A 13273-nucleotide genomic window follows, 5' to 3' on the forward strand; every position below is an offset into this window, starting at 1 on the left:
CCGATTGTGAAATTTACCCAGTCAATCACGGCAATTTCATTGTCAGCAGGAAGACGGCATTGAACTGGTTTAACACCTGAAGATGTCATCACCATGTGAGCGTATGGAATTGTGTATAGCGAATGCTCTTGATACGGGAGATCGGCGTCTTGCAGTTGCGTATCGGATGTCTTTACCCCCATCTTATTAATGGGGGTTACAACCATCGCATTTTTCAATCCCCCCGATAAAGCTGTGGGGTTTGGTTGTTTTTTATACTCACCCATTAGCAGATCCCCATTGAACGGAAATTATCATTCTCAGCTTTCAACATGTCGTAGTACTCCGCTACTTTGGCAGACTTATAGCCCCACTCCACCATGCACATTTCTATGTGACGTAGAACAAGCTCCGACTCGTAAGCAGGATTTCCCCCAACAACTAAAGTGCAGGCTCTATCGAAAATGATCTTAGCCACGATCTCGAATGCTTGTTCTTTATCCATGTATGATTTATCACAAATGATATTTTGTGGTTTTATAACATCTAATTTGTGATTTAGCAACATATCATAAAATATAAATCAGATATGATGTGTCACCTTTTAGGAGTAAGACAAATGGCAGTTACAGTTAGACTTAGAGACGAAGAAGAAGATATGGTCAAAGAAGCGACCTTAGAAATGATGTTCGAGACAAAAATCCGAATTAAAGAATCGGACGTACTTCACACTTTAATAAGAAAGTATTTAAAAGACATCAAAACTGAAGATGTGATGAAGTACCGAGCGGAAGTACTTAAAAAAGACGATTAGTTGTTTATATTGATCCAGAGTACTAACTGCCCCCTACTCTAGCCTTCAGATCGCATAATGCCGACTATGTAAAAAAACGCCGATTTGCAGTTGAAATGATTGCAAATCGGCTATGTTACATAATCAGGCTTACATTATACGAACTGTTGTGTAACTTACACCTAGGTCTTTAATCCTCCTTATTTTTATACACTGGTACTGTGCTTTGCTTAGCCAACAATGAAATTTTTGGCTAAAGTCTGATAAAAATATTATGTCTTATCTTTCACGCTCCATTTTAGCTATTGCACTACATCCCAGAAAGCATGGCTTTTTTATAAATTATTTCTTTTCTTTTTTAAGCTTCATTGTGCATTAACGCTAAGACTGTGATTTAACTAAAAATTCAAAATTTGAATTAAATTACAGATATGAAACTTAATTGTTAATTGAATAACCAAATTTAGGCAGCTTTCTTCTCTACAACTATAAAATAATTTTCTTATATCTAAATGCTACTTATTTAAAATTAAATTACCTAGATTTCAGCAAAGTTACAACTTGCCTCATACAATGAGAGTTTATTTAATTATGCTAAACAACTTTACTTACTATTTAAAATGTATTCAATATTGTTCTTATTAACTTAAAGCTTTTATATTTTAATTTATATAAAACACCACAAATTAGAGTTAAAGATCTAATTACATAATTATTTTTTAGTAAAATATATTATTTTATTAAATAATATAAATTTTTAAATCATTGAGTTTTTTAATTTTTAAAAAAAATAAGAATATTTTAAATTAAAGCATTTATTATCAGTAATTTAATTTTATACAAACTAAGATTCATTATTTGTTTAAAATGTGATTTTATTATCATTTTTAGCAAAATAGCTATAAAGCAATAACTATTTATATAAATAAAATAATTAGTGAGATATGCGTCACATGTTATTTATTATTTTTTTATTAAAATGAATTTTCATATTGTTTTTAAATAAAAATTATTGTATCTCTTATATTAACTATTTAATAAATAGGTATATATAAAATGAAAAATAATATATTTAAAATTGTAGTTTTGGCGGTACTTTCCACTTCCCCACTATTTTGTTATGCGAATAACACAATAATGATTAAAGGAAATATTGTTGAAGATACTTGTTCTACAGTAAATATTGAAAAAGAATGCGCTCAAATCAATTCTTTGAATACAACTATTGATACTCAATATTTAAACAAAGATAATGTATTCAACTTAGCGCGACATACTGAAAAAATGGATACGAGTATTGAAACTATAAGTGCTAATAAAAAAGTAGTGCTTGTTAACTATCATTGAAATGAACGAGCTTTCAACATCAACTCAGTCTTAACTCTTTACGGTTACTTGAGTATGAATGGCCTTATAAGAGTGAATTTTTGACTTTACATTGCAATACTTAGCTAAAGTTAACAATTCGCTCTTATTTGCTTAATAAATGATAAATTTTTCACGTTTTTTCATGCATAAAGATAAATTGTTCTATATAATTACTTCATTAAATTTTTCTTAAAATAATTTTCTTTAATTGTATTTTTATTTTGCAATTATTCTTAATAGAACTTCTATCAAATATTTCATATTTAAAAACAAAATCTTAACTTAAAAAGAGCATTTGTCATGTTTACTCTAAATTCGTGGTATTTTTTCTTATTCTTTAAAAAATATGTGATCTAGTTTGCATTTTGTTTAAAAAATGTTAGTATCGCCGCATTACTTTTCAAGATGTCAACCTCTGGAAAAGTAACAGATTAAACTTTTATCCAGACTTTTTGAGAAAACACTATGAAAAAACTTGCTTTGATCGCTGCTCTTTCAGTTGTAGGGATTGCGAACGCTCAAGCTGCTGATGGTACAATTACAATTAATGGTTTAGTTACAGACAAAACTTGTGACATCGTTACACCTGCTGGTAAAGATTTCACAGTTACTCTTCCAACTGTTTCTAAACAAACTTTAGCTGCTGCTGGTAACGTTGCTGGTCGTACTCCTTTCCAGATCAAATTAGCTAACTGTTCAGAAGGTAAAGTTGCGACTTACTTCGAACCAGGTGCAACGGTTGACTTCAATACTGGTCGTTTACTTAACCAAGACGCTACTGGTGCTAAAAACGTTAACGTTCAACTTTTAGGTAGCAACAACCAAGTAATTCCAGTTCTTGCTGCTGGTGCAAATGGCGCTCAAGCAAACTCTCAATGGGTTGACGTTGCTAAAGCTGGTAGTGCAGACCTTAACTACTATGCTGAATACTATGCAACTGGCGCTTCTACTGCTGGTAAAGTGAACACTTCTGTTCAATATACAATTATCTATCAATAATTGATGGATGATAGGGTTTCTATATCCGTATAGAAGCCCTATTTTGTGTAACGCTTTCCCGAACTTCCTTGGCTGAGAATCCTGAAATGAAATTGAACAGTTATAATTTTTTGTTAGGTTTGGCATTTGCTTCAGCGGTAGCCGCACCTGCCTCTCATGCAGAAATTGTAATTCATGGCACTCGTGTAATTTATCCATCAGATGCCCGAGAAGTTACGCTACAAGTTAGCAATAACGGTTCAAAACCAGCACTTGTCCAAGCTTGGATTGATGAAGGCGACCCAAAAAGTACTCCGGATCAATCAAAAGTTCCTTTTATGATTGCTCCTCCAATTTCTCGTGTTGAAGCAACAAAAAGTCAGACTTTTCGTATTACTGCTCTACCCACTGCTTCTCAGTTAAATCAGAAGCAAGAAACTGTCTTATGGTTAAATGTTTTGGATATTCCTCCAAGACCTACCTCAAAGGGCTCAGATGCGACACCTGATAATTTTCTGCAATTAGCAATTCGTTCACGTATTAAATTCTTCTATCGTCCAGCTTCGATTAAAGATGATGCGAACTTAGCGGCAGATAAGCTTCAATGGGTTAAATCTGGTCAAAACTTAACGGTAAAAAATCCAACACCTTTTCATATCACCATGACTTCTGTTTATCAGAAAGTCGGCGATAAAAAAGTAGATTTATTACCTGAAGGGCTAATGGTTAAGCCTTTTTCTGATGCATCCATTCAGCTTAAGAATGGCAATCTTCAGGATATGAGTTTTATTAATGTGAATGACTATGGTGGCCGAGTCGAACACTCAATAAAACTTCAATAATCAGATTTATATTTTTTAATAAATTTTAAGCACCTATTATGTGAGTAGGCGGACTTAGCTATGCCAAAAAAACGGCAAGAATCTTATAAATTATTAAAACGCCATATTTGTTATTACTTGGCTTCCGGTGTTGTTACCATGACAATGCCTGTATTCGTGCACGCTGAAGAAACAGCTGCGAGTGCTCCTGTCGAAGCTGAGTTTGATTCTGCTTTCTTAATTGGCGATGCAAAAAAAGTTGATATTTCTCGCTTTAAATATGGCAACCCTGTTTTACCTGGCGAATATAACGTTGACGTATATGTAAATGGTCAATGGTTTGGTAAACGTCGTATGGTGTTTAAGGCGGTAGACCCAACACAAAATGCGGTCACTTGCTTTACAGGAATGAATCTTCTTGAATACGGCGTAAAACAAGAGGTTTTGTCTAAGCATGCTCCCCTTCAAAAAGAAAATAATAGTTGCTACAAAATAGAAGAATGGGTTGAAAACGCATTTTACGAGTTTGATAACTCTCGTTTACGTGTCGATATTTCAATCCCTCAAGTCGCATTACAAAAAAATGCGCAAGGTTATGTCGATCCGAGCGTATGGGATCGCGGTATTAATGCAGGCTTTTTATCTTATAACGGTAGTGCTTATAAAACGTTCACTCAATCGAATGATAGAAGTGAAACCTCAAATGCGTTTATGGGTATCACAGCCGGACTAAATTTAGGTGGTTGGCAGCTACGTCACAATGGTCAGTGGCAATGGCAAGATACACCTGCTGAAAATCAATCTAAGTCAAGTTACGAAGAAACAAGTACTTATTTACAGCGAGCATTCCCGAAATATCGTGGTGTTTTAACACTTGGTGATAGTTTTACAAACGGCGAAGTATTTGACTCTTATGGCTATCGTGGTATTGATTTCTCAAGTGACGATCGAATGCTGCCGAATAGTATGCTTGGTTATGCCCCACGTATTCGTGGCAATGCTAAAACTAATGCAAAAATTGAAGTACGTCAGCAAGGCCAACTTATCTATCAAACAACGGTAGCACCGGGTAACTTCGAAATTAATGACCTGTACCCTACTGGATTTGGTGGCGAGATTGAAGTTACTGTTATTGAGGCGAATGGGGAAATACAAAAATTTTCTGTGCCTTATGCATCTGTTGTTCAGATGTTACGTCCGGGTGTAAACCGTTACTCACTCACTGTAGGTCAATTCCGTGATCGTGATATTGATCTTAATCCTTGGGTGGTTCAGGGTAAATATCAACAAGGTATTAATAACTATTTAACGGGTTATACCGGAATTCAGGCTTCTGAAAATTATACAGCTTTATTGCTGGGTGCTGCTTTTGCAACACCTATTGGTGCTGTTGCATTTGACGTTACGCATTCTGAGGCGGACTTTGAAAAACAAGCTTCGCAGTCTGGTCAAAGTTTCCGTTTAAGCTATAGTAAATTAATTTCACCAACCAATACGAACTTAACACTTGCAGCTTATCGTTATTCAACAGAAAACTTCTATAAATTGCGTGATGCCCTTCTTATTCGTGATTTAGAAGAAAAAGGTATCAATACTTACGCTGCGGGTCGCCAACGTAGTGAATTCCAGATTACCTTGAACCAAGGACTCCCTGAGGGTTGGGGTAACTTCTATATGGTAGGTTCATGGGTCGATTATTGGAACCGTAGTGAAACAACTAAACAGTATCAGATTGGTTATAGCAATAATTACCATGGTTTAACTTATGGTTTGTCTGCGATCAATCGTAAAGTTGAATACGGCGCAAGTAACCAATCACGTGATACTGAATACTTAATGACATTGTCTTTCCCAATGAACTTCAAGAAGAACTCAGTTAATGTCAACATTACTGCATCTGAAGATAGTCGTACAGTGGGTGCAAGTGGAATGGTGGGTGATCGCTTTAGTTATGGTGCTTCTATGTCGCATCAGGACTATGCAAACCCAACATTTAACGTAAATGGTCGTTATCGTACTAACTATACAACTGTTGGTGGTTCTTATAGTGTGGCTGATTCTTATCAACAAGCTATGGTGAGCTTAAGCGGTAGTATCGTTGCTCACTCAAAAGGTGTGTTATTTGGACCTGAACAAGGTCAAACAATGGTACTTGTACATGCACCTGATGCAGCTGGCGCAAAAGTAAGTAATACCGTTGGTCTAAGCATCAATAAAGCAGGTTATGCCGTAGTTCCATATGTTACTCCATACCGTCTTAATGACATTACCCTTGACCCTCAAGAAATGTCTAGCAAAGTAGAACTTGAAGAAACAAGTCAACGTATTGCGCCGTTTGCTGGTGCAATTGCTAAAGTAGATTTTGCGACTAAGACAGGTTATGCAGTTTATATTAATAGTAAGACTGCAGATGGCAACAGCTTACCTTTTGCAGCACAAGTCTTTAACCAAAAAGACGAAGCAGTAGGTATTGTTGCACAAGGTAGTATGATTTACTTACGTACCCCACTTGCTCAAGATCGTCTGTATGTAAAATGGGGAGACGAAAGCAATGAGCGTTGTTCGGTTGAGTACAATGTTGGTAATCAGTTGCAAAACAAGCAACAAAGCGTGGTAATGACGGAGGCTGTCTGCAAATGAAAAGAATATTATTAACGGGTGCTCTATTTACCGCGGGCTTAGGTGTGTATGGTGAAGCTAATGCTGCATGCTATATAGTCAATTATGAAGCAAATGATGTTCTTATGGCGGTGGGACGTGTTGTCGTACGTCCTAGTGATCAAGTAGGTGCGATTTTAAGAAAAGCGACTTTTCCTATTACCCGGACTAGAACACAAGCAAATAATTGTGATAGCCGCGATGTTGCCGTTGCGGAATTAACACAGGCTTATCCGTTAAGCTCCTTAGGCAATAGCATCTATACAACCAATATTCCTGGTATTGGTATTCGCCTATACCGTGAAGCAGATAATAATACCAATTTTTCTGGTTATTACCCTTATCAACGTGGTGGAATCTCAGGTAATCGTTACTTAGCAGATGGCTATTTTGTTGTGGAAATAATTAAAATTGCCTCACAAACAGGTTCTGGGACTTTAGTTCCTGGTAGATATAGTAGTTATTATATCCGTGGTTTTCCAGATAAGCCTTTCTTAACAAGTACTGTTAATGCCAATGCGATTACCATTGCATCTTCTTCATGTGAAATTCAAGGTAATATCAATAAAGTTGTACAACTACCAACAGTTACTAAAGCTGGCTTTAAAGGTGTTGGTTCAACTCAAGGTGAACAAACTTTTGATATGAACATCCTATGTAATGGTGGTATTAACCCTACTGGCTATGAAGAGAAAAATCTTATTAGTTTGACCTATGACTTTACTCAAGATGGTACAAACAATCAGGTTTTAGCGAATACAGCTGCAGCTTCTGAAAAAGCAAACGGTGTAGGCGTTCAGTTACTTTGGAATTATCAAAATAAAAATCAGGTTATCAAAAAAGGTGACAAGCTGGCTTTAGGTACATTGTCTTCTAACCAGACACTTCAATATAACGTACCGATGACTGCCCGCTACTATCAAACAGCAACGAATGTTACACCGGGTAAAGTTCGTGCTATGGCAACTGTAACTATTGAATATGATTAATCATATTCAATAGTTTTTAAATTTAACAATATCAAATATTTAAGAATTAATAATAACTTTTTCTTTATCCATACTTTCTAAGAATTTACTTAACTTTATAGGAACATCTATGAAAAAAATAGGCATAGTTGCTGTTAGTGCAATTACCTTATGCTGGGCCATGTATGAGGTATCATCTGATAATACCAATACAGCATTACGTAATGAATCTAACCAAAAAGTCGCATCTAAAAGAATTTCATCAACTACAAAGAATGAAAAATTGGCATCTCAACCCCTTTTGACTCAAATGAATTCCCCTAATTCTTCTACCCCAATCTGCCAATATCATTTTGATGCAACTCAAGAAGATTATGACCTATGGAATAATGAACATCCTGATTATTTTCCTATGAAAATATTTCCAATAATAAGTGGGCAAAAATTTAGCCTTAAAGTAGATCCTATACTAGAAAATGAATATGGCAATATAGATTATATAGCGAGAAGTAAAGCAGGTCTCAACTCGACTAATGATATTGGCGATTTCTCTATACCTAATAAGGGCATTATTGCCTTTGAAATGGAACTAAAAATTCCAACTGTAGCCGTTGGTAACTCTTCTTATATCTCTAATATTGATTTTACTGGTGTAACAAATAATGGATATACCGTTAGATCAAACTACGGGTTTCATACAGGGACTTATGACCCAGATTTTGGCGAGAATCCTCCAACTTTAAATTACTCTTTAGCATATCGAGTTAGTGATAATAGCGGACCTGATCATCCTTACTTCAAAAGTCAAAATATGACAAATAATATGAATGGATACCAACGCTTGGGTATATATATTAATCAGAACACGAAGCAAGTAGGCTTTATTTTAAATGGAGTTGATCAGGGGTATCAATCTAATTTGCCAGCTCCGCTTGCGAATATACGTTTTTCTATTATGAATGGTATAGCAATATATTCTGAACAATTATTTGGACAAGAGTTGTCGAGTGAACTAATTACAGACCGTAATGCTCTACAGTTTAGCTATCCTCAAGGTACCACTGATATGTGTGGTAATGCCATTTAAAATATAAAACTATTAAGCATAAAAAAAGGGCTGAATTACAGCCCTTTTTACTTCATTTAAAAATGAATGACAGTGCGAATGGATTTACCTTCATGCATTAAATCAAAAGCGGTATTAATGTCTTGTAAAGGCATTGTATGCGTTACAAAAGGTTCAAGTTGAATATCACCTTTCATAGCATCTTCGACCATTTTAGGAAGTTGTGAGCGCCCTTTACACCACCAAATGCTGTACCCAACCATTTACGGCCAGTAACTAACTGGAACGGACGGGTTGAAATTTCTTGGCCTGCACCGGCTACACCAATAATGACAGATTGTCCCCAACCACGATGTGCACACTCTAGAGCTGAGCGCATAACATTGACGTTTCCAATACATTCAAATGAATGATCTACGCCCCAGCCTGTCATTTCTACAATGACTTGCTGAATAGGTTGGTCATAATCTTTAGGATTTAAGAAATCTGTAGCGCCAAACTGTTTTGCCAGCTCAAATTTATCTGGATTTCTATCTACAACAATAATGCGCCCTGCTTTTGCTTGACGTGCTCCTTGTACAACGGCTAAACCGATACCACCTAAGCCAAATACAGCAACAGAGTCGCCCTCTTGTACTTTCGCTGTGTTATGCACGGCACCAATACCTGTAGTTACCCCACAACCTAATAAACATACTTGCTCGTGATTCGCCTCAGGATTAATCTTAGCTAAAGATACTTCGGCTACTACCGTATATTCACTAAAGGTTGAACAGCCCATGTAGTGGTAAATCGGTTGGCCATTATAAGAAAAACGCGTAGTGCCATCCGGCATTACACCTTTACCTTGCGTCGCACGTACCGCAACACACAAGTTAGTTTTTCCGGATTTACAGAATAAGCATTCTTTACATTCTGCCGTATAAAGCGGAATAACATGATCACCCGGCTGAACGCTTGTTACCCCCTCACCAACTTCAACTACTACCCCCGCGCCTTCATGACCTAAGATTGCCGGGAAAACACCTTCCGGATCATCACCCGATAAGGTAAATGCATCGGTATGACATACTCCAGTATGGGTAATCTTGATTAAAACCTCTCCCGCTTTGGGTGGTGCAACATCAATTTCAACAATTTCTAAAGGTTTTCCTGGAGCAAAGGCGACAGCTGCACGAGATTTCATCTTTGGGTTTCCTTTATATCATTCGGTATTTATAGTCGAGCAAAATAGATAATGTAATGCTAATACAAGAGCTTAATTTTGCTTAAATTAAAATTGGCTTTCATAGCAATCCATTACAGCATAGCCAGTCACATACGTCTAAGCAAGCCTACATTTAAAAAACGAGAAAACCCCTTACTTGAAGAGGTTTCTTATCAAATCATTATCTTGTAACCAGCTTATTTTTACTTATAGGTAAATATCCGGTGGGTATGGCGTGTTATCACTAATAGGTGTATAGAGCGTATTTTCAACAAAGAAGCCATTTGGAGCTTGAGTAGTATCGATTGTAATCGAGTCAAACATAACTTGTGGATATGCCCAGATAAATTGCTTCATAAGCCCTAGAGATACATTATTTTGCATATCTCCAAAAATACGTTGCCAGATAGGTGTTCGATATGGTTTGTTTTTGTCGAATCCATAGATATAAGCAATAGATGCATCTGGTACAAACCCTGATAAATAAGCAACTTTACTGGCAGGATAGCCTAAATCTTGAGTTGGTATTTGTGAAACAGCTTGATGGGCTAAATCTAATTTCGCTTCTAAAAGCCAATCATAGGCTTCAGTCATAATGTAATCAAAATGAGGGTATGAATAATGCTCACTTGGATAATTAATATAAGTTGCTAGGGTTTGTATTGGTGAGCGAATAGATGGGAAAAATATTAAAGGACACACTTGGGCATTTGCATATTTTGCTTTAATTGCTGTTCTAATATCTTGGCAGGTCTGCCCTAACTTATTTCTTAACCATGTTTTAAATTCATCATACGGCGTTCCTGTTTTATTCATCGCCTCATAAATTGTTCCTAAGTCTGGTGCATATAAACCTGTATCTGCATTAAAAGCTAACTTGGTTGGATAGTCATAGACACATGGTAAGTTCGTATCTGTGTTATACCACCACCAAGGCTCACCAATTTGCATGTTGACATCACACCCACCCGTCACCATGGTATCTGCAAACTCAATAAAAACTTTATGTAAATATGCCAAAGCATTTTGATCACTTAAACTGAAGAAATAACTTGGTGGCTGGTAGCCTGTTTTACCCAAATTACTATTCCAGTCTCGCTGTGCCCAAAATTCATTTGCGCCTAGCGAGTACATTTCAAAACTTACCCCAAAAACGGGTTGCATATTTGCATTATGCAGAGCTTGGGCATATTTCTCATGCCATTTACGGGTACATGGGTTAATAACATCCTGTCCTGTAACGAGTGTGTCAGGAATCTGGAATCTATTAATATCACTTCTCCAGATTATTTCAGGATAATGTGACATACCACAGTAATGATTAATGAAACCGTGATAACCCAAAGCAGCCATGTTATCTACTATACGCTGCGGGTTCAGGTCGTAATGATCGTCATAGCTGGTACATAAGCCATAGTTATGCTGTGGTACAACCACTCGGCTTAGATTTAATTTTGCATTTGCACCTGTCACGACTGAATTAGTAATGCGAATATAACCATCTTCAGCCTGACTTAAGGGCAATGATGAGTGTGGGTTATAACTACTTGTAAAAGCCGAAAATGTGATTTGCTGAATATTGGTAACTGGAAAACTATCTGTAGCCGAGAAACCTGCTTTGACTGTATCCCAGTTGATATGAATATGGGCAGATCTTGAAGATGGAGTATTTGCATAGTTGAACAAGACAATATACGCAATTTTATCTACTCCATTGTCGTTATAATAAACCGTTAAAGTTGGAGTTAGCGACTCATTATTTAGAACTGGCATAGATGGTGATAGTTCAATATCAAAGTCCCATACCACACCTGAATAGCTATATTTAGTTTCATAAGCTAAAAATTTATGGTCTTTAGAGTCGTAAGAGTCCCAACTAATACCAGCCAAGTCTGTAGTCATGCGTGAGCGGAAAGACGCCTCAAAACCGTTGCCATAATTGGTAATCGCAAAAGACATGGTTTGTGGACCATCTATTCTCCAATAAGTTGGGTTGAACCGATCAATAAGTATATTTTGAGTAATGGGTTGAGGTGAAACAGTCGAATTATTTTGTACATTTTCTGAATTATTTATCATGTCATATTGCTCTTAATGGTTTTAAGAAGCTTTATATTAAATAATAATTTTATTTATATTGTTCAGATAAGTAACAATTTAGTCTAATCTATTAACAGTAGATAATGGTTGGAATCATTAAAATAATGTAAAGCTAACATATTATTTTAATTCTAAAGTGGACTTTGCAATAAGGAGCAATGAATGCCAAACTTTTCTCATTTAAGCCACTTTAGACTACTCGTTATTTTTACTCCAGTTCTTTCATTATTAAGTGGCTGTAGTGATCCAATATTTTATAAAAATACTAAAGCTTCTGCTATTTCTACTCCTACCTATACAACTAATTATCCAATACCTGATGAATATTTAGATGAAAAGCTCCAACCAAATGAAAAAAAACTGGCTCAAGAAATCTCTACCGTTATTGAAGAATCAATACGCAAAGAGTATGCACCTGGTAAAGCCTTAAGAGATGCACATCCTAAAGCACATGGCTGTGTTCGTGCCGAGTTCCATGTACTTAAAAATATTCCAACTCAACTTGCAAAAGGTATATTTGTTCCTGATAAGAGCTATCAAGCCTGGATTCGATTTTCGAATGCATCTAACGATGCTTCTCAAGCAGACATTGAAAAAGATGCTCGCGGCATAGCCATAAAAGTCTTAGGCGTACCAGGTCAGAAAATTTTAGAAAGTGAAAAAGAAGCGACAACTCAAGATTTTATTATGATCAATCATCCTGTCTTTTTCGTAAATGATGGGCAAAGATATCTTTCTTTTATGCAGGACGTTAATAGCAAAAGTACTCTCAGAAAGCTTCATATTCCGTTTGCTTTAGGGCTTAAAGGAACAATCAATGCTTTAGGAGCGCGTAATTCTAAAATTTCTAATCCATTATATGCACGTTACTGGTCTATGGTGCCCTATCAATTAGGATTAGATAATGACCGTCAAGCTGTTAAGTACTCCGTAAGAAATTGTTCTACGGTGTCTACATCTCTACCTGACCATCCAAGCCATAATTTTTTAAGAGCTGCACTACAAGATACGCTGCAAAAACAAGACGCTTGTATGGAGTTTCTTATACAGCCAAGAACTTCAACTCAAATGCAAGTTGAAGATGCAATGACAGAATGGAAAGAAGCAGAAGCACCTTTTTATCAGGTTGCAACTATTCGTATTCCAAAGCAAAGCTTTGATACACCGGAACAGAATCAATTTTGTGAAAATCTCTCCTTTACGCCGTGGCATGCTTTACCTGAGCACAAACCTTTAGGTGCAATAAACAGATTACGTAAAATTATTTATGAAAATATAAGTAAAGTGAGACACGATATGAACTCGGCCCCTCGACAAGAGCCTTAAAAGTGAGTT

General features: G+C 36.3%; 10 protein-coding genes and 2 pseudogenes. 8 read left to right on the forward strand and 4 right to left on the reverse strand.

Annotated elements, in window-relative coordinates; genetic code table 11:
* Together J678_RS09465 and J678_RS0104030 are read right to left on the reverse strand one after the other, a co-directional pair.
* Window positions 1-266: pseudogene (locus J678_RS09465) on the reverse strand (replication protein); the annotation flags it as partial.
* Window positions 266-484 carry a hypothetical protein gene (locus J678_RS0104030; RefSeq protein ID WP_024432478.1) on the reverse strand — a complete coding sequence of 73 codons (219 nt, stop codon included), beginning with the start codon at window positions 482-484 and terminating at the stop codon, window positions 266-268. The pseudogene J678_RS09465 and the gene J678_RS0104030, both read right to left, overlap by 1 nt.
* A 114-nt stretch (window positions 485-598) precedes the next feature.
* Between J678_RS0104030 and J678_RS09470 the strand changes: the two genes are divergently transcribed.
* From J678_RS09470 to J678_RS09495, 7 genes are all read left to right on the forward strand, one after another.
* Complete coding sequence (locus J678_RS09470; protein WP_004739051.1) at window positions 599-793, forward strand: hypothetical protein; 195 nt, start codon at window positions 599-601, stop codon at window positions 791-793.
* Window positions 794-1828: 1035 nt separating this feature from the next.
* Window positions 1829-2119, forward strand: coding sequence for a hypothetical protein (locus J678_RS0104035; protein WP_004887207.1), 291 nt, complete (start codon window positions 1829-1831; stop codon window positions 2117-2119).
* Between the two features lie 486 nt (window positions 2120-2605).
* The gene (locus J678_RS09475; RefSeq protein WP_000731816.1) at window positions 2606-3139 is read left to right on the forward strand and encodes a fimbrial protein; all 534 of its coding nucleotides are present in this window, start codon (window positions 2606-2608) and stop codon (window positions 3137-3139) included.
* An 86-nt stretch (window positions 3140-3225) separates the two neighbouring features.
* Window positions 3226-3960, forward strand: coding sequence for a molecular chaperone (locus J678_RS09480; protein WP_000774082.1), 735 nt, complete (start codon window positions 3226-3228; stop codon window positions 3958-3960).
* A 60-nt stretch (window positions 3961-4020) separates the two neighbouring features.
* Window positions 4021-6579: a fimbria/pilus outer membrane usher protein gene (locus tag J678_RS09485; protein ID WP_004887210.1), complete on the forward strand. Its 2559-nt coding sequence runs from the start codon at window positions 4021-4023 to the stop codon at window positions 6577-6579.
* Complete coding sequence (locus J678_RS09490) at window positions 6576-7586, forward strand: fimbrial protein (protein WP_002049906.1); 1011 nt, start codon at window positions 6576-6578, stop codon at window positions 7584-7586. The genes J678_RS09485 and J678_RS09490 overlap by 4 nt, the downstream gene beginning before the upstream one ends.
* Window positions 7587-7695: 109 nt before the next feature.
* On the forward strand, window positions 7696-8652 hold the full coding sequence (locus J678_RS09495; protein WP_017392738.1) for a DUF4882 domain-containing protein: 957 nt from the start codon (window positions 7696-7698) through the stop codon (window positions 8650-8652).
* Window positions 8653-8708: 56 nt separating this feature from the next.
* Here the strand turns inward: J678_RS09495 and J678_RS09500 are convergent.
* Window positions 8709-9817, reverse strand: a pseudogene (locus tag J678_RS09500) (S-(hydroxymethyl)glutathione dehydrogenase/class III alcohol dehydrogenase).
* A 228-nt stretch (window positions 9818-10045) separates the two neighbouring features.
* Window positions 10046-11917 (reverse strand): hypothetical protein, encoded by a 1872-nt coding sequence (locus J678_RS09505; RefSeq protein ID WP_017392739.1) that lies wholly within the window; start codon window positions 11915-11917, stop codon window positions 10046-10048.
* 183 nt (window positions 11918-12100) lie between these two features.
* On the opposite strand from J678_RS09505, the gene J678_RS09510 reads away from it, so the two are divergent.
* Window positions 12101-13264 carry a catalase family protein gene (locus J678_RS09510; protein ID WP_017392740.1) on the forward strand — a complete coding sequence of 388 codons (1164 nt, stop codon included), beginning with the start codon at window positions 12101-12103 and terminating at the stop codon, window positions 13262-13264.
* Window positions 13265-13273 lie beyond the last annotated feature (9 nt).

This window comes from Acinetobacter sp. 1424608 (assembly GCF_000588255.1).
Classification (GTDB): Bacteria; Pseudomonadota; Gammaproteobacteria; order Pseudomonadales; family Moraxellaceae; genus Acinetobacter; species Acinetobacter nosocomialis.